This is a genomic window from Brevundimonas sp. FV1ye7S (genome assembly GCF_058680995.1).
In genome coordinates this window covers 2,011,523-2,036,351 of sequence record NZ_CM178726.1, presented here as the reverse complement: position 1 = coordinate 2,036,351, position 24,829 = coordinate 2,011,523, and the positions used below count along the sequence as shown (strand labels likewise).

Sequence of the window (24,829 nt, the reverse complement as noted above, 5' to 3'; positions counted from 1 at the left end):
CATGCCCGACACCCGCTTCTTTCAAACCCTGTCTCCTCTGACCGTCGCCGAACTGGCGGCCCAGATCGGGGGCGAGGTCGAGAGGGGCGGGGACCGGACCATCGCCTCGGTCGCGCCCCTGTCCTCTGCGGACGGGGGCGCGATCGCGTTTCTGGGCGACCGCAAATTCGCCGCGGCGCTGGCGGGGACCCGAGCGGGTTGCGTGATCGTGCCGGCCGAGGCCGTGGAGTCGGCGCCTGCGGAAGCCGCCGTCATCATCTCACGCACGCCCCAGGCGTCCTGGGCCATGGCCTCGGCCTTGCTGCACCGTCCGGTGACGCTGGACCGGGCTATCCAGGCCTCCGAGGCGGTGGAGGACGACAGCGTCGTCATCGAACCGGGCGTCGTGCTGGGCGAAGGCGTCCGCATCGGCCGGGGCACGCGCATCTGCGCCAACACCGTCATCGGTCCGGGCGTTCAGATCGGCCGCGACTGCGTCATCGGTTCGAACGTCACCGTCGGCTTCGCCCTGATCGGCGACCGGGTGAAACTGTACGCCGGCGCGCGGATCGGCGAGGCGGGCTTCGGCGCCACCGGCACGGCCGCCGGCGCCATGGATATTCCCCAGCTGGGCCGCGTCATCCTGCAGGACGGGGTGACGGTCGGCGCCAACTCCTGCATCGATCGTGGCGCCTATGACGACACGGTCATCGGCGAGAACACCAAGATCGATAATCTGGTCATGGTGGGCCACAACTGCGTCATTGGTCGCAACAATCTGATGGCCGCCAACACCGGGATCTCCGGCTCTGTGACCAGCGGCGACAATGTCATCTTCGGCGGCAAGGCGGGGATCGGCGACCACATCACCATCGGCGAAGGCGCGCGGGTCGCGGCCGGCGCCGGGGTGCTGGCGAACATTCCGGCGGGCGAGACCTGGTCCGGCTATCCGGCCCGTCCGATCCGACAGTTCTTGCGCGAAACCATCTGGCTCGCCAAACAGGCCTCTTCAAAGAAGGCCCCGAAGGAATCATAGGGATGAGCGAAGACGGCAAGATCGATTACGCCGAGGTGATGCGGCGGCTGCCGCACCGTTACCCCTTCCTGCTGGTGGACAAGGCCGAGGCCTTCGTGCCCCGGACCTCCATCGTGGGCATCAAGAACGTCAGCCATAACGAGCCCTTCTTCCAGGGTCATTTCCCGATCGATCCGGTCATGCCCGGCGTGCTGATCGTCGAGGCCATGGCCCAGACCGGCGCCCTGCTGATGTCCAAGACCCTGGACGTGGCTGTGGCCGACAAGGTCATCATGTTCATGTCCATCGACGGCGTGCGTTTCCGCAAGCCGGCGCGGCCGGGCGATCAGCTGCGCATGGAGGTCAAGGTGATCAAGGCGCGCGGCGACGCCTACAAGTTCCGCGGCGAGACCTTCATCGACGGAAAACTGGCCGCCGAGGCCGAATTCATGGCCATGGTCGTGACCGTGCCCACTCCAGCGACAGAGCCCGCCGCCTGATGACCATCCACCCCACCGCCCTGATCGACGCTACAGCGACCCTGGCCGACGGGGTCGAGGTCGGGCCCTGGTGCACCGTCGGGCCGAACGTGGTCCTGGGCGAGGGCGTGCGTCTGGTCAGCCATGTGGTGGTTCAGCAGGATACGACCGTCGGGGCGGGAACGACGATCCATCCGTTCGCCGTCATCGGCGGCGACCCGCAGCACAACGGCTACAAGGGCGAGCCGGTGCGGCTGGAGATCGGCGAGAACAACCTGATCCGCGAGCATTGCACCTTCAACCGGGGCACGCCGCAGGGGACGGGCGTGACCGTCGTCGGCTCCAACAACCTGTTCATGACGGGCGCCCACGTGGGCCACGACTGCGTGGTCGGAAGCAATCTGGTCATGGCCAATAACGCCACCCTGGGCGGTCATGCTCATATCGGCGACAAGGTCTTCCTGGGCGGCCTGTGCGCCGTCCACCAGAACGGGCGTGTGGGGCAGGGGGCGATCATCGGCGGTCTGGCCGCCGTGACTCGCGACGTAATCCCCTATGGCTCAGCCTGGGGCAATCATGCGCGGCTGCGCGGGCTGAATCTGATCGGGCTGAAGCGCAAGGGCTACGGCAAGGATCAGGTGCGGCGTCTGCTGGCCGCCTATCGCGACCTGTTCGAAGGTTCGGGCGAGTTCGCCGGCCGGATCGACGGCGTGGCCCAGGCCTATGCCGACCTGCCCGAGATCATGGAGATCATCGCCTTCATCCGCGACGGCGGGCGGCGTCCGCTGTGTCTGCCGAACGCGGAATGAGCCCTTCCGGAAAGCTGGGCCTGATCGCCGGCGGCGGCGACTTGCCGGCGGCCGTCGCGGCGCGGTGCGACGCCGAGGGGCGGCCGGTCTTCATCATCCGTCTGGCCGGGTTCGCCGACCCCCATCTGACCCGCTGGCCGGGCGCCGAGTTCGGCATGGCCCAGATCGGAGCCATACTGAAGGCGCTGAAGGCCGAGGCCTGCACGACCGTCTGTCTGGCCGGCATCGTCAACCGACCCGATTTCAAGAGCTTGAAGCCGGACTTCAAGGGCGCGACCCTGCTGCCGGGGATCGTCTCAGCGGCGACCCAGGGCGACGACGCCCTGTTGCGCAAGATCCTCTCGATCTTCGAGGCCGAAGGGTTCGCGGTCGAAGGCGCCGATGACATCCTGGGCGGCGAAACCCTGGCGTCGGGGGCCTTGGGCGCGGTTTCGCCGACGCCCGACCAGATCGCCGATCTGAAGAAGGCGCTGCATGTCGCCGAAAAATCGGGCGAACTGGATATCGGTCAGGGCGCGGTCGTCTGCGACGGTCTGGTGCTGGCGGTCGAGGCCCAGGAGGGCACGGACGCCATGTTGCACCGGGTGGCGGGCCTGCCGGCCGATCTCCGCGGTTCGGCGTCAGCCCCCAAGGGGGCTCTGGGCAAGGCGCCCAAGCCGATCCAGGACCTGCGTGTGGACATGCCGGTGATCGGGCCGCGCACGGTCGAGCTGGCGGCGGCGGCGGGCCTGGCGGGCATCGCCGGCGTGACCGGGCGGCTGATCCTGATCGACCGTCCGGCTATAGTGGAGGCTGCGGACCGGCTGGGTCTGTTCGTCTGGGGGGAAGACCGATGAGCCGTCCGTTGAAGATCATGCTGGTCGCGGCCGAGGCCTCGGGCGACGCGCTCGGCGCCGGCCTGGCCCAGGCGCTCCGGAAGCGGCTGGGCGACACGGTGAGCTTCGTCGGCGTCGGCGGGCCTCGCATGGCGGCGGAGGGCGTGGTCAGCCCTTTCGACATCGCCGAACTGTCGATCCTGGGCTGGATCGAGGGCCTGCGCGCCTATGGCATGGTCCGGCGCCGGGTTCGGGAGACGGCGGCCCTGGCCGCGCGCGAACAGCCGGACGCGGTGGTGCTGATCGACAGCTGGGGCTTCACCATCCGGGTGGCCGAGGCGATCCGCGCCGCCCGGCCGGACGTGCCGCTGATCAAATATGTCGGCCCCCAGGTCTGGGCGTCGCGCCCCAGTCGGGCCAAGACCCTGGCGGGCGCCGTGGATCACCTGCTGGCGCTGTACAGCTTCGATGCGCCCTGGTTCGAGCGTGCGGGCCTGCCCACGACGGTCGTCGGCTCGTCGGCCCTGCATGTGGATATGGACAGCGCGGACGGCGCCGCCTTCCGCGCACGGCGGGGAATCGCCGCCGATGCAAAACTGCTGCTGATCCTGCCGGGCAGTCGGCCCGCCGAGATCGCGCGCATGACGCCCGTCTATGAGGCCACGATCCGCAGGTTGAAGGCCGCCGATCCTAGTCTGGCTGTGGCCGTGGTGGCTGCGGGCACCGTGGCCAAGGATGTCACCAGCCGCGTCGCCGCCTGGCCGTTTCGGGTCCATCTGGTCGATGAGGCCGAGAAATATGACGCCATGCGGGCCGCGACGGCCGCCCTGGCCACAAGCGGAACGGTCTCGACGGAACTGGCGCTGGCCGGAACGCCGATGGTCATCGCCTATCGGATCGGCGCGCTCAGCTATGAGCTGATGAAGCGGGTGGTGACGGCGAAACACATCACCCTGTTCAATATCGCCGCCGACGAGCGCATCGCGCCCGAGTTCATCCAGAACGAAGCGTCGCCGGATATCCTGGCGCCTGCGGTCCAACGGCTTCTGGCCGACCATGAGGCGGCGGCCGATCAGGCGCGGCGTCAGACCGCAGCGCTGGATCGGATGGGCCGCGGCGGCCCGGATCCGTCGGCCCTTGCCGCTGACGCGGTCCTGCAAGTCATTGAAGCCAAGCGGGGCGGCTGATCTCGGGTCGGCCGCCCCCAAACAAAAACGCCGGGGATGTCTCCCCGGCGTCTTGCATTTCAGGCCTGTGGTGCTCGATCAGCCGCGCTGGTCGATCGCCACATAATCGCGCTGGGTCGGGCCCGTGTAGAGCTGGCGCGGACGGCCGATCTTCTGCGACGGATCCGCCATCATTTCCTGCCACTGGGCGATCCAGCCCACGGTGCGGGCCAGGGCGAACAGGACGGTGAACATGGTGGTGGGGAAGCCCATGGCCGACAGGGTGATGCCCGAATAGAAGTCGACGTTCGGGAACAGCTTGCGCGAGGTGAAGTATTCGTCCGACAGGGCGACCTTCTCCAGCTCCTTGGCGACCAGGAACAGCGGGTCGTTCTCGCGGCCCGTGGCGGCCAGGACTTCATAGGCCGACTGCTGCATGACCTTGGCGCGCGGGTCGTAGTTCTTGTACACGCGGTGGCCGAAGCCCATCAGCTTGTACTTGCGGTCCTTCACGCCCTGGATGAACTCGGGAATCTTGTCGGGCGTGCCGATTTCCTTGAGCATGTTGAGCGCCTCTTCATTGGCGCCGCCGTGCGACGGACCCCACAGGCAGGCGATGCCGGCGGCGATACAGGCGAACGGGTTGGCGCCCGACGAACCGGCCAGGCGGACGGTCGAGGTCGAGGCGTTCTGCTCGTGGTCGGCGTGCAGGGTGAAGATGCGGTCCATGGCGCGAACCAGGGCCGGATCGACGTTATAGTCCTCGGCCGGCACGGCGAAGCACATGCGCAGGAAGTTCTCGGCGTAGGACAGGTCGTTGCGCGGCGAGATGAACGGCTGGCCGACGTGGTACTTGTAGGCGCGGGCCGCGATGGTCGGCATCTTGGCGATCAGGCGGATGGCCGAGATGTCGCGCTGGACCGGATCATGGATGTCCAGGCTGTCATGATAGAAGGCCGACAGGGCCCCCACGGTGCCGACCATGATCGCCATGGGATGGGCGTCGCGGCGGAAGCCCTCGAAGAAGCGGTCGAACTGGGCGTGCAGCATCGTGTGCATGGTGATGCTGTTTTCGAACTTTTCGTACTGCGCAGCAGTCGGCAGTTCGCCGTGCAGCAGCAGGTGGCAGACCTCCACGAAGTTCGACTTCGACGCCAACTGGTCGATCGGGTAGCCGCGGTGCAGAAGCACGCCGGCGTCGCCGTCGATATAGGTCAGGGCTGACTCGCACGCGGCGGTGGAGGTGAAGCCCGGGTCGAAGGTGAAGGCGCCCGTACCCGCGTACATCTTGCGGATATCGATGACATCCGGGCCGGTGGAGCCCGAAAGGACCGGAAGCTCGATGGTCTTGCCCTCGAAGGACAGGGTCGCCGAGCCGGCGGTTTTGGCTTGTTCAGTCATGAATGCCCCTTTGCATCACACGTCCAGGCGCGGGGAGGCGTCGGCCGCTTTTTTGGTTGTGGGTGATCACTTAGTCTGTTGCAGCGCATCATCCAAGCGCCCGAGACTTTCGTCGCGCCCAAGAGCGGACAAAGTTCGTGCGATATCGGGTGAAGTTGACCCTGCGGTAAGGGCCGTTCGCACCGGCGGACCGATCTTGCCGAAGCCGACCTCTTCGGATTCGGCGAAGCTCTTGAGCTCGGCGTCCAGGGCGAAGACATCCCAGGACTGGAACAGCGTCAGCCGGTCCCGCAGACGGCCGAGGCGGTCCAGGGTTTCGCCCGAGAGCAGGGCGCGCGCCTTGTCGTCCAGCGCGAGGGGGCGGCTCTTCAGCACGAATTCGGTCTGGTCGGCCAGGTCCAGCACGGTCTTGGCGCGGTCCTTGACGAAGGGCATGGCGCGTTGGAGCCTGGCCTCGTCGTCTTCGGCGATCACGCGACCGCGTTGCAGGTGGACATCCAGGGTCAGCTTGGCGAGGCGTTCGTCCGCCGCGAGACGCAGCCAGTGGGAATTGACGTGGGCCAGCTTGTCGAAATCGAGCCGGGCCGGGGCCTTGCCGATGCCGGCCAGGTCGAACCATTCCACCGCCTGGGCGTCGCTGAACAGTTCGTCGTCGCCATGGGCCCAGCCCAGCCGAGCCAGGTAGTTGCGCATGGCCTCGGGCAGATAGCCCATTTCGGCGTATTCGTGGACCGCCTGGGCGCCGTGCCGTTTCGACAGCTTGGCGCCGTCGGGCCCATGGATCAGTGGGATGTGGGCGAAGGTCGGTCGGGCCCAGCCCAGGGCGTCGTAGATCAGGCTCTGGCGCGCGGCGTTGTTCAGGTGGTCGTCGCCGCGAATGACATGGGTCACGCCCATGTCGTGGTCGTCCACGACGACGGCGAGATTGTAGGTCGGGGCCCCGTCCGAGCGCAGAAGGACCAGGTCGTCGAGGTCGTTCGTCGACCAACTGACCGCGCCCTGAACCTCGTCCGCCACGGTGACGGTCGTGGACTGGGGGCGGCGAAAACGCACGACGTGAGGCAGGGCCAGGTCGTCGACGGTCGGCGCGCGGTCGCGCCACGGCGACTCAAAGGCGCGACGTTCGGCCTTGGCGGCGTCCCGCAGTCGGCCGGTCTCCTCGGCCGTGGTGAAATCGCGATAGGCGTGGCCGGTCTCAAGCAACTCGTCCACCACCTCGCGGTGGCGGTCGGCGCGGCTGTACTGGAAAACCGGTTCCTCGTCGGCGAACAGCTCCAGCCAGCTCAGCCCGTCGAAGATGGCCTTGACGGCGTCGTCGGTGGACCGCTCGCGGTCGGTGTCCTCGATGCGGATCAGGAAACGCCCTGCGTGTCGTTTGGCGTACAGCCAGTTGAACAAGGCGGTTCTCGCCCCGCCGATATGCAGATAGCCTGTCGGCGAGGGGGCGAAGCGCGTGACGACAGTCGAGGAAGGTGAGGTCATGGGGGAAGGGTCCGTAAGCGAGGCCCTTATACGCCCCGAGACGACAAAGCCTACCCCCGGCGCGCGATTGCGGGCCTGGTTGGAGGACGAGGCTGCGGCGCAGAGGCTGAGATGGCGGCTGTGGGCGCCGGTGGCCTTTGGCGGAGGCGGGGCGATCTATTTCGCCCTGCGGTCGGAGCCGGCCTTGTGGCCGCTGCTGCTCGGGGCGATCGTCTCCGGCGCGGGCTGGATGGCGGCGCGACGACGGGGATGGGCGCGACGCCTGACCTGGCCGCTGATGATGCTGGCCTGTTTGTCCGGAGGGTTGGCGGCGGCCAAGATCCGCACGGAGATGGTGGCGGCGCCCATCGCTCCAGCCCTGGGTGAAGCGACGGTGATCGAGGCCTGGGTGGTGGATGTGGACAGCCCCGGCCAGAGGGGCGCGCGGATCGTGCTCGCGCCGGTCTGGATTCGGGGGCTGGCGCCGGATCGGACGCCGGTGCGGCTCAGGGCCACGGTGCGGGGCGATCCGCCCCGGCCCGGCGAGGCGGTCCGTCTGTTCGCCATTCTCAATCCGCCGCCCGCACCGGCCAGCCCCGGCGCCTATGACTTCGGCCGTAACGCCTTTTTCCAGGGCATGGGCGGGATCGCCTTCGCCCTGGGGGAGACGCGACGGCTCGACCTGCCGTCGGCGCCGTGGCGGCTGCGCCTGGAAATGGCGGTGAACAGCGCCCGCTACGCCCTGGCCGAAAGGATCGTGGCCCGGTTGGGCGAACGGACGGGCGGGATCGCGGCGGCCATGACCACCAGCCATGAGGCCTGGATCAGCCAGGAGGACATGGACGTGATGCGGGATTCGGGCCTGGCGCACATTCTGTCGGTGTCGGGCCTGCACATGGCCATCGTCGGCGGCTTCGTCTTTTTCGCGGCCCGACTGGGCGTGGCGGCCTGGCCGTGGCTGGCGTTGCGGGTTCCCGGCAAGAAGGTCGCGGCCCTGGCCGGACTGACGGCGGTCGGCGCCTATCTGGTCGTGTCGGGCGCCCCGCCGCCGGCCGAGCGGGCGGCGATCACGGCCTCCATCGCCTTTCTGGCCATACTGCTGGATCGGCAGGCGGTGACGATGCATGGCCTGGCTGTGGCGGCCTTTGTGGTGTTGGCCATCCAGCCCGAGGCCATCGTCACGCCGGGCTTTCAGATGTCCTTTGCGGCCACGGCGGCCCTGGTGGCCCTGGTCGAGGCCTGGCCGCAGCGGGTGCGCGAGATTTCGGCGCCCTGGCTCATAGTGGCGGCGCAGAGGTTCGGCGGCTGGTTGACGGCGGCGGTGGCGGCCAGCGTCGTGGCGGGACTGGCGACCGGGCCGTTCGCCATGCAGCATTTCAACCGCACGGCCATGTACGGGCTTCTGGCCAATCTGGGCACGGCGCCGGTGGCGGACTTTGTCCTGATGCCGGCCCTGGCGCTGGGGGCGGCGCTGGAGCCCTTGGGATTGGGCGGGCCGTTCCTGGCGGTGGCGGGGTGGGGCGTCGAACTGATGCTGGCGATCGGGGGCTGGACCGCCGGTCTGCCGGGGGCGGTGCGGACGGTGGCCAGCGCGCCGGACTATGTCCTGCCCATCGCCTTTCTGGGGGTGTTGTTCGTCTGTCTGTGGCAGGGGCGGCTGCGCTGGCTGGGCCTGCCGCTTGCGGCTGCGGTTCTGGTCTGGCCCAGGGCGCCGACGCCGGATCTCTGGATCGGGGACGGCGGGACGAACGCCGCCTTTCATCACCAGGCCCAGGCGGTCGTGATCCGGCCGGGCGTGCGCGCCTTCGCCGTCGATCTGTGGTCACGGCGGCGGGGCCTGACGACGGCGGATCGGCCGGAGGCGGGCTGGACGTGCGACCGGTCTTCCTGTCGGCCGGAATCACTCGAAGCCGGGCCGGTCGCCCTGTGGTGGGCGCGCGAGACCCCGGATGCGGAGCAGATGGCCGACCTGTGCCGGGCTGCATCCGTCGTCAGCGTGCGGGCTGCGGTCGTCGCCCTGCCAGCCTCATGCGACGGCCGTCTCGTGGTCGACGGCGTTGATTTCACGCGCGGCGGGGCGGTGGAGCTGTGGCGCGACGGATCGGACCGCTGGAAGGCGGTGTGGACGGCCGACGTGCGCGGGGATCGCCCCTGGGCGCGCCGGCCGGATCCGGATGTCAGTGATAGCGGCGCATGAGGCCGACCAGCTTGCCCTGAACCTCGACCTGGTCGGGACCGAAGATTCGGGTCTCGTAGTTGCGGTTGGCGGGTTCCAGGGCGATGGAGCCGCCCTTGCGACGCAGACGCTTCAAGGTGGCCTCTTCGCCCTCGACCAGGGCCACGACGATCTCGCCGTTGTTGGCCGTGTCGCCGCGACGGATGACCACCAGATCGCCGTTCAGGATGCCGGCCTCGATCATCGAGTCGCCCTCGATCTCGAGGAGGTAATGATCGCCCTTGCCCAGCATGGATTCGGGCACCGACAGCCGCTCCTGCTCGTGCTGGATCGCGGCGATGGGGGTGCCGGCGGCGATCTTGCCCAGCAGGGGCAGTTCGCGGGTGTCGTTGGCGGCCGAGGCCGCAGCGGGGCGTGGCGCGCCGCCGCCGCCTTCGATCACGTCGGGCTTGAACCCGGCCCGGCCGCGCGGGGCGCCGGCGGTGGCCTGTTCCGGCAGTTTGGTCACTTCCAGGGCGCGGGCGCGGTGGGCGAGGCGGCGGATGAAGCCGCGTTCTTCCAGCGCCGTGATCAGTCGGTGGATGCCCGACTTGGACGCCAGATCCAGCGCCTCCTTCATCTCGTCGAACGAGGGGGAGACGCCGGTCTCCTGAATCCGTTCGTGGATGAACATCAGCAGTTCGTGCTGCTTGCGCGTGAGCATCGCCAGGCCCTCATGAGCCCCTTCCTCGAATCGGAACGGGCCGTGAACATTGACGATGTTCTGTAAGTGTTCCTTCCTAATGTCAACTTAACGGCGTCGCTTCACCACGCGCGTCGGGTTGAATCAGGCGGCCAGCAGCTTGCGCGTCGCGGCCTCGACGTCGGCCTGCCGCATCAGGCTTTCGCCGACCAGAATGGCCTGGGCGTGGGCGGCGGAGACGCGATCGACGTCCTCGGGCGTGAAGATGCCGCTCTCGGCGACCAGAAGGGCGCGGACGGGGCTGAGCATGGACAGGCGTTCGGTCACCTCCAGATCGACCTCGAAGGTGCGGAGCGACCGATTGTTGATCCCGACCAGATCGCCGCCGAGGGCGCAGGCGCGCGCCATTTCGGCCTCGTCGTGGGTTTCGATCAGGGCGTCCATGCCGAATCGTTCGGCCTCGGCCAGCAGTTCAGCGGCCAGCTGATCGTCGATCATGGCCAGGATGATCAGGATACAGTCGGCGCCCAGAGCCCGGCTCTCGGCCACCTGCCAGGGATCGACCAGGAAGTCCTTGCGCAGGCAGGGCAGGGCCGTGGCGGCGCGAGCCTGGCCCAGATAGGCGTCGTCGCCCTGGAAGCTGGGGCCGTCGGTCAGGACTGACAGACAGGATGCGCCGCCGGCCTGGTAGGCGATGGCCAGGGCGGTCGGGTCGAAGTCTGGACGAATCAGGCCCTTGGACGGGCTGGCCTTCTTGATCTCGGCGATCAGGGCGGGGCGGCCGGTTTCCTCGACGGTCCGGTCCAGGGCCGCGCGGAAACCGCGCGAAGCGGAGGCCGCCTGAGCCAGGCCCTCGATCGCGTCCTGGGTGGTCGCGGCCTTGCGGGCGGCGACATCCTCGCGCTTGTAGGCGGCGATGCGGGCCAGAACGTCGGTCATGCTTTGTCTTCGGTATCCAGCGGCGTGGAGGTGATGCGGGCCAGACGCTCAAGCGCCTTGGCGGCCCGGCCGTCGTCAATGGCGGCGGCGGCGAGGGCGGCCCCTTCCGCGAGGTCGGTCGCCCGATCCGACACCACGAGGGCGGCGGCGGCGTTCAGCAGGACGATGTCGCGATAGGCGCCTTTCTGACCCGCCAGCAGGGCGCGCAGGGCCGCGGCGTTCTCCTCGGCGTCGCCGCCGCGGATGGCGTCGATGGAGGCGCGCGGCAGGCCGGCGTCTTCGGGCGTGACCTGGAAGCGGCGGACGGCGCCGTCCTTCCACTCCGCGACTTCCGTCGGGCCGGAGGTGGCCAGTTCGTCCAGGCCCTGGCCATGGACCGTCCAGGCGCGGGTCGCGCCCAGCCGGCCCAGCACCTCGACCAGGGGCTCCAGCAGACGCGGGTCATAGACGCCCATGACCTGACGTTTCGCAGAGGCCGGGTTCGAAAGCGGTCCCAACAGATTGAAGACCGTGCGGAAACCGATCTCGGCCCGCACCGGCCCGACATGGCGCATGGCGCCGTGATAGGCGGGGGCGAACAGGAAACAGATTCCGGCCTCGTCCAGCGCCTTGCGCTGCTGATCCGGGCTGGCCGCCAGATTGACGCCCAGGATCGACAGGACGTCGGAAGAGCCGGATTTCGAGGATATGGCCCGGTTTCCGTGCTTTGCGACCTTCAGGCCTGCGCCGGCCAGGACCAGGGCGGCGGCGGTTGAGATATTGTAGGTGTGCTGGCCGTCGCCGCCGGTGCCGCAGGTGTCGATCACCTCGTAGGGATGGTCCAGCGTCAGGGCGGCGTCGCGCATGGCCTGGGCGAAGGCCGCGATTTCGTCCACCGTCTCGCCGCGGATCCGCAGGGCGGTGACGGCGGCCGCGACTTGCGACGGGGTCGGTTCGCCGCGCAGGCAGGCGGCGAAGAAGTCGTGCGCCTGCTCGGACGTCAGGGAGTGGCCCTCGACCAGGCGGGCGAGGATCGGCTTGAACCCGTCAGCCATGATCAGGCCGCCACGATCAGGCGGCCGCGAGGCGCTTCACGCCGGCGATCTCGAGGAAGTTGGCCAGCATGTCGTGGCCGTGTTCGGTGGCGATGGATTCCGGGTGGAACTGGACGCCATGGATCGGGCGGCTGCGGTGCTGGAGGCCCATGATCTCGCCGTCGGCGGTCCAGGCGGTCACTTCCAGGCAGTCGGGCAGGGTTTCGCGCTTCACGGCCAGGGAGTGATAGCGGGTGGCGGTGAAGGGCGAGGGCAGGCCGGCGAAGACGCTCTTGCCGTCGTGCAGGATCGGCGAGGTCTTGCCGTGCATCAGGGTCTTGGCGCGGATCACGTCGCCGCCGAAGGCCTGACCAATCGACTGATGGCCCAGGCAGACGCCCAGGATCGGCATGGAGGCCGGGGCGCTTTCGATCAGCGGCAGGCAGATGCCCGCCTGATCCGGCGCGCAGGGGCCGGGCGACAGCAGGACGGCGGCGGGGTTCAGCGCCCAGGCCTCGTCCGCCGTCAGGTCGTCGTTGCGCACCACATGGGTCGGCGCGCCCAACTCCGCGAGGTAGTGGACGAGGTTGTAGGTAAAGCTGTCGTAGTTATCGACGACGAGGATCATGATCTGGCTTCTAGGCGTGACAAGCCGCCGCGCCAAGCGTGCGCGGCGTTAAAGCGCATCTTAACATTGGCGGGGGCAGATGGGGGTCGTGAAACTCAGCGCCGAAAAAGACATCGCCGACAAGATCGCCGCCGCCAAGGCGAAGCTGGTCGTGGCCGAACCCAAGCCGATCAGCCCCTATGCGGCCCTGGGCGCCGCCGCCCTGGCCGCGACGGCGGCCGTGGTCATGGCTGGGGTCGTCGTGTTGGGGCCGGGCGTCCGCTTTGACGAACCCCCGGCGACCTACGGGCCCTAGAGCCTGATCGGCTGAGGAGGAATCGCTTCGCGATTCCGCTGATGCCGTGAATCAGGCTCCAGATTGAAGCGAGAGCATGATTCACGCTTCTGCCGGAACCGCTACGCGGTTCCGTCCGAAACGATCATGCTCTAGCGATTGCCGGTGCGGAAGCGCCAGGCGTCGTCGGCGGCCCGCATCGGGGCGCGGGCCTTGTGCCGGGTCTCGGCGTATTCGGCCGCAGGATCGCTGTCGGCGACCACGCCGGCGCCGGCCTGGACGAAGATCTGATCATCGGCGAACAGGGCGGTGCGCAGGGTGATGCAGATATCCGCCTCGCCCCCCGCCGAAATATAGCCGACCCCGCCGCCGTAGCCGACGCCGCGCTTTTCGGTCTCCAGTTCGTCGATCACTTCCATGGCCCGCACCTTGGGCGCGCCCGACAGGGTGCCGGCGGGCAGGGCGGCCAGCAAGGTGTCGACGGCGTCCAGTTTCGGATCGGCCTTGCCGCGCACATTGGAGACGATGTGCATGACCTGGCTGTAGCGTTCGACGACGAAGCTCTCGGTCACCTCGACCGTGCCCGGCGCGGCGACGCGGCCGACGTCGTTGCGGCCCAAGTCCAGCAGCATCAGATGTTCGGCCCGCTCCTTGGGATCGGCCAGCAGTTCGACCTCCAGAGCCTTGTCCGCCTCGGGCGTGGCGCCGCGCATGCGGGTTCCGGCCAGCGGACGAATGGTGACCTGGCCGTCCTTCAGCCGAACCAGGATCTCCGGGCTGGACCCGGCCAGCTGGAAGCCCTCGAAGTTCAGATAGAACAGATAGGGCGAGGGGTTCTGGCGACGCAGGGAGCGGTAGAAGGCGAAGGGATCTTCGGTCCAAGGGGCCGAGAAGCGGTGGCTGAGCACGACCTGGAAGATATCGCCGGCGGCGATATAGTCCTTGGCCCTGGCCACCATCTCGCCGAAGCCGGCCTCATCCACGGGCGAGACGAAGGTGGGGGCGGGCGTCGGCTGCGGCGCGGCGCGCACCGGAAGCGGCTCGCGCAGCCCCGTCTCGAAGGCGTCCAGCCGGGCGACGGCGGCGTCGAAAGCCTCACGCGGCGCGGCGCCGGCGTCGGGATAGGCGGCGGAGACCAGGATGATCTCCTGCCCGACGGAATCGAAGATGGCGACCAGGGACGGACGGGTGAGCACGGCGTCCGGCAGATCCAGCGGATCCGGATTGGGCTCGCCCAGCGGCTCGAGCAGGCGCACCATGTCATAGCCGAAGACGCCGAACAGACCGGCGGCCATGGGCGGCAGGTCCTGCGGCAGGTCGAACTTCGACGCGGCGATCAGGGCGCGCAGGGACTGAAGCGTGGGCAGGGGCTCGGCGATGAAACGCCCCTCGACCACAGCCGGGCCACGCGCCAGTTCCGCCGCGTTCGCCCGGCAACGCCAGACCACGTCCGGGTCCAGCGTCAGGATCGAATAGCGGCCCTTCACGGCGCCGCCTTCGACGGATTCCAGCAGACAGGCGTAGGGGCGATGGCGACCCAGTTTCAGATAGGCCGAAACCGGCGTCTCAAGGTCGTCGATGACGCGCCGGACCAGCACCTGCGGCCGACCGGCCGAAAGGCCGGCGGCGAAGGCGTCGTAGTCGGCCCCGTTGAAGCCCGAGGCGTCTTGGCCGGCCGTGGTCATTGCGCCGGTGCGGCGGGAGCGGTCGGCTCGGCGGACAGGCCCAGGGCCTGACGCGCCAGGCCGACGTCGTTCTTGGCCTTGGAGCGCTGGGCGCCGGCGGTCATCTCGGTCTGGACCATGGCCTGGACCAGTTCCTGGGTGATGCGCGGGCGGGCCTGTTCGGCCAGAGGACCGGCGACGGCCGGATTGGCGGCGTGGACGCCGTCGACGCGGCCGACCAGATAACCGCCTTCGCCCGGCTGGGAGAAGACCTGGCCCTTGGCCTGACCGAACAGGCCCTGGAGCACCCCCTGGCCCAGCGATTCCTGGGTGGCCTGGTCGCGGACCACGCCGGTCCGGACGGTCAGGGGCGCGTTCACCGAACGGGCGACGGCGGCGATGTCCTGGCCCTGGCGGACGCGGCTCGCCAGTTCCTCAGCCTTGGCGGCGAGACGGCGCGAGATTTCGCGCTGGGTCCACTGGGCGGCCAGAGGCGCGCGGACTTCGGCCAGGGTCGGCAGGGCCGAGGGACGGATGTCGTTCACACGGACGGCGAAATACTGGCCCTGGCCGGCGTCGATCACGTCGCTTTCACCGCCCTTGGTCAGGCTCCAGGCCGTCTCGAAGACTTGCGGGGGGGCGTTCAGGGCCTGGCCGTTGGGCAGTTTGCCGTCCTTGGTGAAGGGGGGCAGGTCGATGACACGGCCGCCGGCCTCGCGGGCGGCGTCGGCCAGGTTCTTGCCTGCGGTGCGGGCGGCTTCGTACTTCTCGACCTTGGCGTAGGTCTGGCCCTTGACGTCTTCGGCGCGCAGTTCCGCGACGATCTGTTCACGCGAGTTTTCCAGGGTCGCGGGCTGACCGGGCTGGATGGCGGTGACCTTGGCGACGGCGAAGCCGACGCCGGCCTGGACCGGGTCAGAGACCTGGTTGACCTGCAGGCCGAACACGGCGGCGGCGGTGGCCGCGTCGCCGACCGCGGCGCGGGGCGTGGCGTTGAAGTTCGCCGGCTGGATGCTGTTGGCGCGGCCGACATCGGCGGGCGACTGGCCGGCGCGCAAGGCGGCGGCGATCTTCTGGGCGACGTCGCGGCTGGGCGCGGTCAGGGTCACGAAGGTGCGGGTCTCGGGCTTGCCCAGGCTGTCCTTCTTGAACTCGAAACGTTCGCGGATACGCTCATCCGACACGACGGGGGCGGCGCCCGGGTCCGGCGTGAACAGGACGACGGACACCATGCGGAACTCCGGCGCGCGCAGACGTGCGGCGTTTTCCTGAATGAAGGCGTTCAGCTGGGCGTCGGTCGGGGCGGGGATTTCGCCGGCCATGGCGGGCGTGACCTCGAACCAGCGACCGTCGCGGGTCTCGAAGGCGGCGCCGGCCAGCAGGGCGCCGTAGATGCGCGGCGCACGGGCGCCGGCGAAGATGGCGGCGCCGAAATGCTCCGTCGCATACTGGTCGCGCAGGTCCTGCTCCAGCATGGCGGGGGTCAGGTTCTGTTGCGCCAGGGCGCTCTCATAGGCCTGCTGATCGAACTGGCCCGTGACCGAGTTGAAGAAGGCGGGGATCTGGCGGATCTGCTTGACGATCAGCTCCTTGCCGGGACGGATGCCCGCTTTCCAGGCCCAGTTCAGGAAGCCGAGCTGTTCGGTCTGGCTGTCCAGGAAGCGGGTGTGGATGTTTTCCGCGATCAGGTCCTCGTTGGTCACGGGACGACCGGCCTGTTGCTGGATGTTTTCGCGCACACGCCCGAAGGCGGCGCTGAACTCGGCCTCGTTCATCGAACGGTCGCCGGCGTCGATCACATGTTTCGGGCCCAGGTTGGCGAAGACGTCCATCCGCGCGCCCACGATCACGAAACTGATGGCGATCAGGACGAGCAGGGCGGCGGCCCACTTGGAGCGCGAGAAGGCGCGGAAGGCGGTGATCATTCGAAGACCCGTAGACTTGCCGACGTTGGCGTCACTGCGGCGTATAGTCGGGGCAGGCGCGCCCCCGCAAGGACGGCGTGATGGCCAGATTGCGGCGCGCCCTCTTGGCTTGCCGGTTTGAGGCCCCTAGACAGGGGTCATGAAACAATCCGTGAAGTTGATCGTCGGCAACTGGAAAATGCACGGCGTCTCCGCAGACGTATCCGAGGCCCTGGCTTTGAAGGAAGGCCTGGCGGGGGCGCCGCCCGCATGCCGCATCGCCCTGTGCCCGCCCGCCACCCTGACGGATCGCCTGCGCCGCGTCCTGGCGGACAGCGCGGTCGAAGTGGGGGGGCAGGATTGCCACGAAAAGGCGTCGGGCGCCTTCACGGGGTCGGTGTCGGCGGACATGCTGGCGGACGCCGGCGCCACCCTGGTGATTCTGGGCCATTCCGAGCGACGGGCGGCCTTCGGGGAAACGGACGCAGACGTCGCCGCCAAGGTCGAGGCGGCCATGGCGGCCGGTCTGGAGCCGATCGTCTGCGTCGGCGAGACCCTGGAGCAACATGAAGCGGGCCAGGCGGTCGCCGTCGTCAGCGCCCAGATCGCAGGCTCCCTGCCGGACGGTTTGTCCGAGCGTGACTTTGCAGTCGCCTATGAGCCGGTGTGGGCCATCGGCACGGGCCTGACGCCCACTCTGGAACAGATCGCGGAGGTTCACGCCGCCATACGGACCGCCATGATCCAGCGCCTGGGCGAGCCCGCCCGTCGCGCGCCCATCCTGTACGGCGGCTCGGTCAAACCTGACAATGCGGCCGAGATTCTGGCCGTGCCGGAAGTGGGCGGCGCCCTGGTCGGGGGCGCCTCGCTGAAGGCCGATGATTTCCTGAAGATCGTCCACGCCGCCTGACGGGCCGCTTCCGGTTTGCCCCCCGGCGGCTTCGGTGATAGAGGCCGCCGCTTGATCGGCGCAGCTCCGCGCCCACATGAATGACGCCATGCTCCAGACCATCCTGCTCGTCGCCATCATCCTGGTCGCCGTCTCCCTGACGGGCGTCGTGCTGCTGCAGCGGTCCGAGGGCGGCGCCCTGGGCATGGGCGGCGGTCCTTCGGGCTTCATGACGGCGCGGGGCGCCGGCAATCTGCTGACCAAGATCACCTGGGTGCTGGCGGCCCTGCTGTTCGGCCTGACCATCATCCTGACGGTCGTCGGCAATATGGACCGCGCCTCGGTCTCGGTGATCGACGCCGACGCCGTGGGCTCTCTGGCCACGACGCCGCAGACCCAGGCGCAACAACCGGCCCAGCAACAGCAGCCGACCGCGCCCGCCCAGCCGACCGCGCCGTCGCTGGACGACCTGGAAGCCAGCCTGCCGTCCGCCTCGGCGGCCCGGTCGCCGGCGTCCGCTCCGGCCCAGCAGCCCGCCCAGTAACGGGCAGGCGACCGACCCGACTTCCGAAAGCGCGCCGCAGGGCGCGCTTTCTTCTTTTGATCAACAGTTCGATTCGCGGCGGCCCATGCGTCGTTCGCGAATCATGGAGTAAGGTGTCCGCCCATGGCTCGCTATGTGTTCATCACCGGCGGCGTGGTTTCCTCGCTAGGAAAAGGCCTCGCCTCCGCCGCCCTCGGCGCTCTTTTGCAAGCGCGCGGCTACAAGGTCCGGCTTCGCAAGCTCGATCCCTATCTGAACGTCGATCCGGGCACGATGAGCCCGTACCAGCACGGCGAGGTCTTCGTGACCGACGACGGCGCCGAGACCGACCTGGACCTGGGTCACTACGAGCGGTTCACCGGGGTGTCGGCGGCCAAGTCCGACAATATCACCACGGGCCGGATCTATTCGACCATCCTGGAGAAGGAGCGTCGCGGCGACTATCTGGGCGCGACCGTCCAGGTGATTCCGCACGTCACGGACCAGATCAAGTCCTTCTGCCTGACCCCGGCCCTGACTGACGACGGCGAGGATGTGGACTTCGTCCTGGTCGAGATCGGCGGTACGGTCGGCGACATCGAGGGGCTGCCCTTCTTCGAGGCCATCCGCCAGCTGGGGCAGGATCTGCCGCGCGGCCGGTCCTGCTTCGTCCATCTGACCCTGTTGCCGTTCATCAAGACGGCCGGCGAGATGAAGACCAAGCCGACCCAGCACTCGGTCAAGGAACTGCGCTCCATCGGCATCCAGCCGGACATCCTGCTGTGCCGCTGTGAATTCCCGATCCCGCCCGAGGAAAAGCGCAAGATCGGCCTGTTCTGCAATGTGCGCGAAAGCGGTGTGATCCAGGCGATGGACTCGGCCGACATCTACGCCGTCCCGCTGGACTACCATCGCGAAGGCCTGGACCGCGAAGTCCTGGCCCATTTCGGCATAGAGGATGCGCCGGAACCCGACCTGACGCGCTGGCAGGAGATCGCGCGCCGCCGTCTGCACCCGGACGGCGAGGTCACCATCGCGGTGGTCGGCAAGTACACGGTTCTGAAGGACGCCTATAAGTCCCTGATCGAGGCCCTGCACCACGGCGGGGTCGCCAATAACGTCAAGGTCAATATCGACTGGGTCGAGGCCGACACCTTCGAGGGCGACCCGGAGGCCTGCGAGGAGCGGCTGCAGGGCGCCCACGCCGTTCTGGTGCCGGGCGGCTTCGGCGAGCGGGGCTCGGAAGGCAAGATCGAGGCGGCGCGGTTCGCCCGCGAGCGCAACATTCCCTATTTCGGCATCTGTTTCGGCATGCAGATGGCGGTGATCGAGGCGGCGCGGAACCTGGCCGGCTATCCCAAGGCCTCGTCCACGGAGTTCGGTCCGACCGCCGAGCCGGTCGTGGGCCTGATGACCGAATGGACGCAAGGCAATCAGCGCGTCCTGCGCCAGCAGGGCGGCGACCTGGGCGGCACCATGCGGCTGGGCGCCTATGATTCGACCCTGGCCGAAGGCTCCAAGATCGCCGAGATCTACGGTTCCACCGCCATCAGCGAACGACACCGCCACCGCTACGAGGTCAATATCAACTATCGCGAGGCGATCGAGCAGAAGGCCGGCCTGGTCTTCGCCGGACTGTCACCGGACGGGGTTCTGCCCGAGACGGTGGAGCGGCCGGACCATCCCTGGTTCATCGGCGTCCAGTATCACCCCGAACTGAAGAGCCGACCGTTCGCGCCGCACCCGCTGTTCGCCAGCTTCATCGGCGCCGCCGTGGTTCAGAGCCGTCTGGTCTGATCAAGGCTTGGGATCAAACTGTGTTCACGGACCTGCGATTACTATGGGGCCGCCTTTTGCAGTAAACTGTCCTGAACGGATCGAATTGGCACGACCTGACGGGACACGAACGATCGATGATCGGCGAGTTGCTCTATCATCTTCACCGGCATTTTCGCCTGCTGCTGATCGCAGGGGGGCTCGTGATCGCCGTGTCTGCAGTCGCGCTCGGCTACGAGGCCGTGCGGCACATGGGGACGCCGTCGTCGGCCCGCCCGGCTGAAACCGGACGGGCCTGAGCCGTCAATCGATCTTCAGGCGCATGAAGATCATTCCGCCGTCCGGATCGCCGCCGTAGATCGGCTCCAGCGCGTCCGGCACGCGGTTCATCGCATAGAGGGCGCCGAGGCCGAAGCGGACGCGGGGGGCGATCCGCCAGTCGCGGACGGCGCCCAGCGAGGCCTTGCCGACGGTGTAGAGCGGGCCGTGGCCGCCATGGTCGCCGGGGACCAATTCGTCCGTCTCGATCCGCTCGGCCCGGGCGAAGAGGGTCCAGCGGTCGTTCGGATGGACGGCGGATTCCAGCAGCCAGCCGTCCTTGGACTCGTCGTGACTGTTGGTCTTGCGGCCCCAGGCCAGGGTCGAGGACCACCAGCCGGCCTTGCCCAGGCGACGGGTGTGGATCGCGCTGGCCGACCATTTGGTCTCGTCCTCGTCAGGCTCCAGCTGTTCCGGGGCCGAGACGTCGGCGTAGGAGGCCTGGAAGGACCAGTCGGCCGTCGGATTCCACGAGCCGCGCACCGACCAGCTGTCCAGTTTGGGCGAGTCTATGCCCCAGCGTTCCTCGTCCGGTTCGCGCCCCTTGAAGGCCGAGGTCTCGATCTTGAGCCGGTCGTGGGCCCAGCCCAGGGTGGTGACGCCGAAGACGATATGGGTCGAGTCCAGCCAGTGGTGGGTGATGGGCGCCTCGGGACTGTCCATGGCGCTCATCCGGTGCATGAAGGCGGGCGGGCCGAAGGCGGGCTCGCCGGGCAGGCCGATGTAGCCGTAGAGGCTGTCCTTTTCCGACAGGCGCTTCGAATAGCTGGCCGACAGCTCCATGAAGAAGTCGTGCGGGTGCTGGCGGTCGACCAGGGGATCGACGCCGTTCGCCGTTTCGCCGGCCGCCAGCAGCAGCGGGTAGCCGGACTTGCCCATCAGGGGGTCGGGGCTGAGCATGGCGCGCAGGTTCAGGGTCGAACCGTCGGCGAAGTCGCGGCGAGCCGTGCCCATCAGCATGCCCGAGACGAAGGTCTTGTCGCCGCCGCGGGGCCCGGACTGGGTGTCATAGGTCAGGTTCAGCAGGGCGTGGGTCATCACCGTCCAGTCGCCTCGGATGGTGTGGATCCCGGCGTGTTCGCCGGAGTCGGGCTGCCAGCTGGTGCCCGAGGCGTCCCGGCTCATGGGCCAGGGGCCGTAGGGGCTGGTCATGGCGTGTGCCGGGGCGTGTGAGGCGGCCGGCATGTCGGCCATGTCGTGGCCGGCGTGAGGATCGGCGGCCGGCGCCGCCTGGTGGTGAGAATGGTCCTGGGCCGTCGCCACCTGAGCGAGGGCGAGCAGGGAGACGCCGGCGAGGGCGCCGACGAGCGTATGGGGAGCCATGAAGGCCTCCTGGAATGATCGTGACTGAAGGCGCCGCGAACGGCGCAGGGCTCAGGCGATCAGGAGGCGGGGCGGGCCGGGTTCGGGCGAGAGCAGGCGGCCGGCGGGGAAGTCGATCTGGGGGGCGCTCAGGCGAGCCGGGGCGACGGTCGGGCCGGGACGGGAAACGGGCTCCAGCGCCGGCGCCGTGACGCAGGCGGCGCAACAGGCCATGGCCTTCATCGCCTTGTTCTGGTGAGCGGGCGTCTGGTCCGGCGCGGCGTGACGGGCGTCGGGGCGGGCCTCGGCGCTCGTCTCGTGGCAGGGCGCCTCGGCCATGGCCGGTCCTGTCGAGACGCCGAGGGCGCCCAGGGTCAGCACCGCCAGGGCGCCGATCAGCAGCAGAAGGGACGAGACGATCTTCACCGCGTCAGGATAGGGGCGGGCGCGGGGCGCGGCAATGGATCATCGCGCCGGCTTCTTGTCCACCAGCGGCAGGCCCGGGGCGTCCGGCGCCGACTGACCGCCCGCGCCCAGTTCGCGCTGCATGAAGACGACGTCGCGCCAGTCGTCGTGTTTCCAGCCCGCCGCCTTGAATACCCCGGCGTCGGCGAAGCCGCGGGCGCGGTGCAGGGCGATGGAGCCGGCGTTGTCGGAATCGCCGATGACGGCGACCATCTGGCGCAGGCCCAGGGCTTCGCAGGCGAGGATCAGGGCGTCCAGAAGGGCGCCGGCGACGCCGCGACCGCGCGCTTCCGGCGCGACATAGATCGAGTCCTCGACCATGTAGCGATAGGCCTGGCGGGTGCGGAACGGGCCGGCGTAGGCGTAGCCGACCACGGCGCCGTCGATCTCGGCGACCAGCCGGGGCAGGCCCAGGGCCTGGACGGCGGCGAAGCGAGCCGTCATCTCGATCGCGTCCGGCGGCTCCAGCTCGAAGGTGCCGCGTCCGTTGGCGACGCTTTCGGCATAGATGGCGGTGATCGTCGCCATGTCGGCCGGGGTCGCCTCGCGGATCTGGACCTCAGACCGCATCAGCCCAGCAGCCGCGCGGCCTGGGGCGCGAAATAGGTCAGGACGCCCGCGCAGCCGGCGCGCTTGAACCCGTGCAGGGTCTCCAGCACGGCGCGGTCGTGATCCAGCCAGCCGTTGGCGATGGAGGCCTGCATCATCGCGTACTCGCCCGACACCTGATAGGCGAAGGTCGGGACGCGGAAGGTCTCGGACACGCGGCGGACGATGTCGAGATAGGGCATACCCGGCTTGACCATGACCGCGTCGGCGCCTTCCGACAGGTCCATGGCGACCTCCTTCAGGGCCTCGTCCGAGTTGGCGTAGTCCATCTGATAGGTCTTCTTGTCGCCCCTCAACGCAGTCGAGGAGCCGACGGCGTCGCGATAGGGGCCGTAGAAGGCCGAGGCGAACTTGGCCGCATAGGACAGGATCAGGGTGTCGTGGAAGCCGTTGGCCTCCAGCGCCTCGCGCACCGCCTGGATACGGCCGTCCATCATGTCCGACGGGGCGACCACGTCGGCGCCGGCGTGGGCGTGGATGAAGGCCTGTTCGGCCAGCCGATCCAGCGAGGCGTCGTTGACGATCCGGTCGCCTTCCAGCACCCCGTCGTGGCCGTGGTCGGTGTAGCAGTCCAAAGCGACGTCGGTCATGACCCCGATCTCCGGCGCGGCGTCCTTGATGGCCTTGATGCAGTCGGGGATCAGGCCGTCGGGATCGGTCGCCCCCGTGCCGACCGCGTCCTTGATGGCGCCGTCCACGTTCGGGAACAGGGCCAGCATCGGAATGCCCAGGTCGCGCGCCTCGACCGCCGCCTTTGCGGCTTCCTTGGGCGACAGGCGGAAGACGCCGGGCATGGAGGCGACCGGCACGCGGTCCTCGGCGCCGTCGTGGACAATCAGGGGCCAGATCAGATCGGCCGGGGTCAGAACGGTCTCGGCGACCAGACGGCGGACCCAGGGACTGGCGCGCAGACGCCGGGGACGGGCGAGCGGGAAGGGGGCGGGTTGGTAGGGAAGCATGGACGGATGACCTTGAAAACCTGGCGCCGGACTAGCGCCGCCGGGGCGGAGGCGCAAATCGCGTGATGCGTCAGATCGTTTCGCGCGTGATACCGGCTTGCGCGGAGCGACGAAATGCGAGCCTATCGCAACGAAATCAGGCGCGACGAAATCAGGGAGACGGCGATGATGAAGCGGTTGGCGGCGGGCGCGGCGGTTGTGGCCCTGGCGGCGGGGCTGTCCGGCTGCATCATCATCGCGTCGGAGGGCGGCGAGCGGACGGTGGTCGTGGACAGCGCGCCTCTGGCCGCCCCGGCCTATGTCTCGCTTTATACGGATGCGGTGGCCGATCCGAAACGCCCGGCCGAAGAAGTGGCGCGCGATCCCCTGCGTCATCCGGCCGAGATCCTGGCCTTCGCCCAGCTGGCGCCGGGCGACAAGGTCGCCGATGTGCGCCCCGGCGCCGGCTATTTCACCCGCCTGTTCTCGGACGTGGTCGGGCCGACGGGGCGGGTCTACGCCTTCGTGCCCGAGCGGACCATGGCGCGGGAGAACCCGATGGCCGACGCCCTGGTCGCCGCCTATCCCAATGTGACGCGGGTCAACGGCCTGCTGGATTCCATGACCTATGCTGAGCCGCTGGACATGGTCTTCATGAGCCAGGAATACCACGACTTCCACATCCCCGGTTTCAACACCGATGTGGCCCGGATGAACGCCGCCGTGTTCGCGGCCCTGAAGCCCGGCGGGCGCTATATCCTGATCGACCACCAGGCGGCGGCGGGGACCGGGATCTCGGCGGTCCAGACCCTGCACCGGATCGAGGGCGATTATCTGAAGCGCGAGGTCGAGGCGGCGGGCTTCGTCTTTGAGGGCGAGAGCGCGGCCGTGGCCAATCCGGCCGACGACCACAGCCTGAACGTCTTCGACGCCGCCATTCGCGGCAAGACCGATCAATTCGTCTATCGCTTCAGAAAGCCGGGCTGAGGTCTTCAGGTTCGGGAGCGTCGGTCGAGCGGGCGCTCGCCTCCCGCGCCTCCCGCGCCCGTCTGAGGGCGCCGGTCTCGGCCCGGAGAAGCGGGCCGGGGACGATATAGTCGGCATAGGCCGGACGGCGACGGGCCTTGACCTGCCGCAGGAACAGGCGTTCGCGCTCCGTCAGGGGTTCGGCCTCGCCCGAGGCGATCAGCTCCAGCCGATGTCGCTGAAGCGTATAGACGAAGGCGTCGTCATGGCGGGCGCTGGACGGACGGCGAGGGCGCATCGGAGGCTCCTTCCGGGGCTCGGGTGAATTGGCTCTGTCTTCGCGGCGGACCAGCGAAGTTCGGGGAGGGCTCGGGACGCCGGGACTGCGCCCGGAGTGGATATGTTTTTACCGTTTCGGCGCAGGCGTCGTCCCGAGAGGCCGTTTTCCACACGCGCTCCGGCTGGCGGCCCTATTCTTCGAGCCTTGCCGGATCGGCGGGCCGCCTTGCGACGGCTTCGCCGGGGCGGACATGTCGACGTAGGTCGACAGCGGTCCGCTTTCCTAAGCGTGCGGCGAGCAGGAGACGGCATCCATCGCCGCCCCTAAGGACCCCGGCGGTCTCCTTCCCGCCGGCTTC

General features: G+C 68.8%; 25 protein-coding genes. 12 read left to right on the top strand and 13 right to left on the bottom strand.

What is annotated here, in order from left to right; translation table 11 throughout:
* Window position 1: 1 nt before the first annotated feature.
* The 5 genes from lpxD to lpxB are packed head-to-tail and all read left to right on the top strand — an operon-like array spanning window position 2 to window position 4,284.
* Complete coding sequence (gene lpxD / locus ACW18C_RS09825) at window positions 2-1,015, top strand: UDP-3-O-(3-hydroxymyristoyl)glucosamine N-acyltransferase (protein WP_492070704.1); 1,014 nt, start codon at window positions 2-4, stop codon at window positions 1,013-1,015.
* A gap of 2 nt (window positions 1,016-1,017) precedes the next feature.
* Window positions 1,018-1,494: a 3-hydroxyacyl-ACP dehydratase FabZ gene (fabZ, locus tag ACW18C_RS09820; RefSeq protein ID WP_292148992.1), complete on the top strand. Its 477-nt coding sequence runs from the start codon at window positions 1,018-1,020 to the stop codon at window positions 1,492-1,494.
* Entirely contained in the window at window positions 1,494-2,282 is a 789-nt protein-coding gene (gene lpxA, locus ACW18C_RS09815) for an acyl-ACP--UDP-N-acetylglucosamine O-acyltransferase (RefSeq protein WP_492070703.1), read from the top strand. The genes fabZ and lpxA overlap by 1 nt, the downstream gene beginning before the upstream one ends.
* Window positions 2,279-3,118 (top strand): UDP-2,3-diacylglucosamine diphosphatase, encoded by an 840-nt coding sequence (gene lpxI / locus ACW18C_RS09810; RefSeq protein ID WP_492070702.1) that lies wholly within the window; start codon window positions 2,279-2,281, stop codon window positions 3,116-3,118. Before lpxA ends, lpxI begins: the two co-directional genes overlap by 4 nt.
* The gene (lpxB, locus tag ACW18C_RS09805; RefSeq protein ID WP_492070701.1) at window positions 3,115-4,284 is read left to right on the top strand and encodes a lipid-A-disaccharide synthase; all 1,170 of its coding nucleotides are present in this window, start codon (window positions 3,115-3,117) and stop codon (window positions 4,282-4,284) included. The genes lpxI and lpxB overlap by 4 nt, the downstream gene beginning before the upstream one ends.
* A gap of 78 nt (window positions 4,285-4,362) precedes the next feature.
* On the opposite strand, the gene gltA is transcribed toward lpxB, so the two are convergent.
* Entirely contained in the window at window positions 4,363-5,664 is a 1,302-nt protein-coding gene (gene gltA / locus ACW18C_RS09800; protein ID WP_008261264.1) for a citrate synthase, read from the bottom strand.
* Between the two features lie 66 nt (window positions 5,665-5,730).
* Window positions 5,731-7,146: a glutamate--tRNA ligase gene (gene gltX / locus ACW18C_RS09795; protein ID WP_492070699.1), complete on the bottom strand. Its 1,416-nt coding sequence runs from the start codon at window positions 7,144-7,146 to the stop codon at window positions 5,731-5,733.
* Between the two features lie 67 nt (window positions 7,147-7,213).
* Between gltX and ACW18C_RS09790 the strand changes: the two genes are divergently transcribed.
* Window positions 7,214-9,322 carry a ComEC/Rec2 family competence protein gene (locus ACW18C_RS09790; protein ID WP_492070697.1) on the top strand — a complete coding sequence of 703 codons (2,109 nt, stop codon included), beginning with the start codon at window positions 7,214-7,216 and terminating at the stop codon, window positions 9,320-9,322.
* Here the strand turns inward: ACW18C_RS09790 and lexA are convergent.
* The 4 genes from lexA to ACW18C_RS09770 form a co-directional block, all read right to left on the bottom strand.
* Window positions 9,303-10,004, bottom strand: a complete 702-nt coding sequence (gene lexA / locus ACW18C_RS09785; protein WP_292148980.1) for a transcriptional repressor LexA — start codon at window positions 10,002-10,004, stop codon at window positions 9,303-9,305. The two genes, ACW18C_RS09790 and lexA, sit on opposite strands and share 20 nt — an antisense overlap.
* Before the next feature lie 123 nt (window positions 10,005-10,127).
* On the bottom strand, window positions 10,128-10,922 hold the full coding sequence (trpC, locus tag ACW18C_RS09780) for an indole-3-glycerol phosphate synthase TrpC (RefSeq protein WP_492070696.1): 795 nt from the start codon (window positions 10,920-10,922) through the stop codon (window positions 10,128-10,130).
* Entirely contained in the window at window positions 10,919-11,956 is a 1,038-nt protein-coding gene (gene trpD / locus ACW18C_RS09775; RefSeq protein ID WP_492070695.1) for an anthranilate phosphoribosyltransferase, read from the bottom strand. Before trpD ends, trpC begins: the two co-directional genes overlap by 4 nt.
* A gap of 16 nt (window positions 11,957-11,972) precedes the next feature.
* A complete protein-coding gene (locus tag ACW18C_RS09770; RefSeq protein ID WP_492070693.1) occupies window positions 11,973-12,563 on the bottom strand; it encodes an anthranilate synthase component II in 591 nt (196 codons plus the stop codon).
* An 88-nt stretch (window positions 12,564-12,651) separates the two neighbouring features.
* Here ACW18C_RS09770 and ACW18C_RS09765 point away from each other — a divergent pair, with 88 nt between their 5' ends.
* Window positions 12,652-12,858, top strand: coding sequence for a peptidoglycan-binding protein (locus tag ACW18C_RS09765; protein WP_492070692.1), 207 nt, complete (start codon window positions 12,652-12,654; stop codon window positions 12,856-12,858).
* Between the two features lie 131 nt (window positions 12,859-12,989).
* Here the strand turns inward: ACW18C_RS09765 and trpE are convergent, their stop codons facing one another.
* Window positions 12,990-14,522 (bottom strand): anthranilate synthase component I, encoded by a 1,533-nt coding sequence (gene trpE / locus ACW18C_RS09760; RefSeq protein WP_492070691.1) that lies wholly within the window; start codon window positions 14,520-14,522, stop codon window positions 12,990-12,992.
* On the bottom strand, window positions 14,519-16,426 hold the full coding sequence (locus ACW18C_RS09755) for a peptidylprolyl isomerase (RefSeq protein ID WP_492070690.1): 1,908 nt from the start codon (window positions 16,424-16,426) through the stop codon (window positions 14,519-14,521). The genes trpE and ACW18C_RS09755 overlap by 4 nt, the downstream gene beginning before the upstream one ends.
* Window positions 16,427-16,565: 139 nt before the next feature.
* Here ACW18C_RS09755 and tpiA point away from each other — a divergent pair, with 139 nt between their 5' ends.
* From tpiA to ACW18C_RS09735, 4 genes are all read left to right on the top strand, one after another.
* Complete coding sequence (tpiA, locus tag ACW18C_RS09750; RefSeq protein WP_426026009.1) at window positions 16,566-17,315, top strand: triose-phosphate isomerase; 750 nt, start codon at window positions 16,566-16,568, stop codon at window positions 17,313-17,315.
* 76 nt (window positions 17,316-17,391) lie between these two features.
* Window positions 17,392-17,838, top strand: coding sequence for a preprotein translocase subunit SecG (gene secG / locus ACW18C_RS09745; RefSeq protein WP_492070688.1), 447 nt, complete (start codon window positions 17,392-17,394; stop codon window positions 17,836-17,838).
* A 123-nt stretch (window positions 17,839-17,961) separates the two neighbouring features.
* A complete protein-coding gene (pyrG, locus tag ACW18C_RS09740) occupies window positions 17,962-19,614 on the top strand; it encodes a CTP synthase (protein WP_008263745.1) in 1,653 nt (550 codons plus the stop codon).
* 116 nt (window positions 19,615-19,730) lie between these two features.
* Window positions 19,731-19,892, top strand: a complete 162-nt coding sequence (locus ACW18C_RS09735; RefSeq protein WP_008258848.1) for a hypothetical protein — start codon at window positions 19,731-19,733, stop codon at window positions 19,890-19,892.
* Between the two features lie 4 nt (window positions 19,893-19,896).
* On the opposite strand, the gene ACW18C_RS09730 is transcribed toward ACW18C_RS09735, so the two are convergent.
* Genes ACW18C_RS09730 through hemB form a run of 4 tightly spaced genes read right to left on the bottom strand, consistent with a single transcriptional unit; the run spans window position 19,897 to window position 23,246 of the window.
* Window positions 19,897-21,234, bottom strand: a complete 1,338-nt coding sequence (locus ACW18C_RS09730; protein WP_492070686.1) for a hypothetical protein — start codon at window positions 21,232-21,234, stop codon at window positions 19,897-19,899.
* 51 nt (window positions 21,235-21,285) lie between these two features.
* On the bottom strand, window positions 21,286-21,639 hold the full coding sequence (locus ACW18C_RS09725; RefSeq protein ID WP_492070685.1) for a hypothetical protein: 354 nt from the start codon (window positions 21,637-21,639) through the stop codon (window positions 21,286-21,288).
* A gap of 39 nt (window positions 21,640-21,678) precedes the next feature.
* Window positions 21,679-22,248 (bottom strand): GNAT family N-acetyltransferase, encoded by a 570-nt coding sequence (locus ACW18C_RS09720; RefSeq protein ID WP_492070684.1) that lies wholly within the window; start codon window positions 22,246-22,248, stop codon window positions 21,679-21,681.
* Window positions 22,248-23,246 (bottom strand): porphobilinogen synthase, encoded by a 999-nt coding sequence (gene hemB, locus ACW18C_RS09715; RefSeq protein ID WP_492070683.1) that lies wholly within the window; start codon window positions 23,244-23,246, stop codon window positions 22,248-22,250. The genes ACW18C_RS09720 and hemB overlap by 1 nt, the downstream gene beginning before the upstream one ends.
* Window positions 23,247-23,411: 165 nt before the next feature.
* On the opposite strand from hemB, the gene ACW18C_RS09710 reads away from it, so the two are divergent.
* Window positions 23,412-24,212, top strand: a complete 801-nt coding sequence (locus ACW18C_RS09710) for a class I SAM-dependent methyltransferase (RefSeq protein ID WP_292150105.1) — start codon at window positions 23,412-23,414, stop codon at window positions 24,210-24,212.
* Here the strand turns inward: ACW18C_RS09710 and ACW18C_RS09705 are convergent.
* Window positions 24,196-24,489 (bottom strand): hypothetical protein, encoded by a 294-nt coding sequence (locus ACW18C_RS09705; protein WP_008260443.1) that lies wholly within the window; start codon window positions 24,487-24,489, stop codon window positions 24,196-24,198. The genes ACW18C_RS09710 and ACW18C_RS09705 overlap by 17 nt on opposite strands.
* Window positions 24,490-24,829 lie beyond the last annotated feature (340 nt).

Coding starts and splice junctions, on each gene's coding strand:
- ACW18C_RS09705 (WP_008260443.1), bottom strand. CDS start 24,489: ATGCGCCCTCGCCGTCCGTCCAGCGCCCGCCATGACGACGCCTTCGTC.
- lexA (WP_292148980.1), bottom strand. CDS start 10,004: ATGCTCACGCGCAAGCAGCACGAACTGCTGATGTTCATCCACGAACGG.
- hemB (WP_492070683.1), bottom strand. CDS start 23,246: ATGCTTCCCTACCAACCCGCCCCCTTCCCGCTCGCCCGTCCCCGGCGT.
- gltX (WP_492070699.1), bottom strand. CDS start 7,146: ATGACCTCACCTTCCTCGACTGTCGTCACGCGCTTCGCCCCCTCGCCG.
- lpxB (WP_492070701.1), top strand. CDS start 3,115: ATGAGCCGTCCGTTGAAGATCATGCTGGTCGCGGCCGAGGCCTCGGGC.
- trpD (WP_492070695.1), bottom strand. CDS start 11,956: ATGGCTGACGGGTTCAAGCCGATCCTCGCCCGCCTGGTCGAGGGCCAC.
- fabZ (WP_292148992.1), top strand. CDS start 1,018: ATGAGCGAAGACGGCAAGATCGATTACGCCGAGGTGATGCGGCGGCTG.
- lpxA (WP_492070703.1), top strand. CDS start 1,494: ATGACCATCCACCCCACCGCCCTGATCGACGCTACAGCGACCCTGGCC.
- ACW18C_RS09770 (WP_492070693.1), bottom strand. CDS start 12,563: ATGATCCTCGTCGTCGATAACTACGACAGCTTTACCTACAACCTCGTC.
- ACW18C_RS09755 (WP_492070690.1), bottom strand. CDS start 16,426: ATGATCACCGCCTTCCGCGCCTTCTCGCGCTCCAAGTGGGCCGCCGCC.
- lpxI (WP_492070702.1), top strand. CDS start 2,279: ATGAGCCCTTCCGGAAAGCTGGGCCTGATCGCCGGCGGCGGCGACTTG.
- pyrG (WP_008263745.1), top strand. CDS start 17,962: ATGGCTCGCTATGTGTTCATCACCGGCGGCGTGGTTTCCTCGCTAGGA.
- lpxD (WP_492070704.1), top strand. CDS start 2: ATGCCCGACACCCGCTTCTTTCAAACCCTGTCTCCTCTGACCGTCGCC.
- ACW18C_RS09720 (WP_492070684.1), bottom strand. CDS start 22,248: ATGCGGTCTGAGGTCCAGATCCGCGAGGCGACCCCGGCCGACATGGCG.
- ACW18C_RS09735 (WP_008258848.1), top strand. CDS start 19,731: ATGATCGGCGAGTTGCTCTATCATCTTCACCGGCATTTTCGCCTGCTG.
- gltA (WP_008261264.1), bottom strand. CDS start 5,664: ATGACTGAACAAGCCAAAACCGCCGGCTCGGCGACCCTGTCCTTCGAG.
- tpiA (WP_426026009.1), top strand. CDS start 16,566: ATGAAACAATCCGTGAAGTTGATCGTCGGCAACTGGAAAATGCACGGC.
- trpC (WP_492070696.1), bottom strand. CDS start 10,922: ATGACCGACGTTCTGGCCCGCATCGCCGCCTACAAGCGCGAGGATGTC.
- ACW18C_RS09730 (WP_492070686.1), bottom strand. CDS start 21,234: ATGGCTCCCCATACGCTCGTCGGCGCCCTCGCCGGCGTCTCCCTGCTC.
- secG (WP_492070688.1), top strand. CDS start 17,392: ATGAATGACGCCATGCTCCAGACCATCCTGCTCGTCGCCATCATCCTG.
- ACW18C_RS09710 (WP_292150105.1), top strand. CDS start 23,412: ATGATGAAGCGGTTGGCGGCGGGCGCGGCGGTTGTGGCCCTGGCGGCG.
- trpE (WP_492070691.1), bottom strand. CDS start 14,522: ATGACCACGGCCGGCCAAGACGCCTCGGGCTTCAACGGGGCCGACTAC.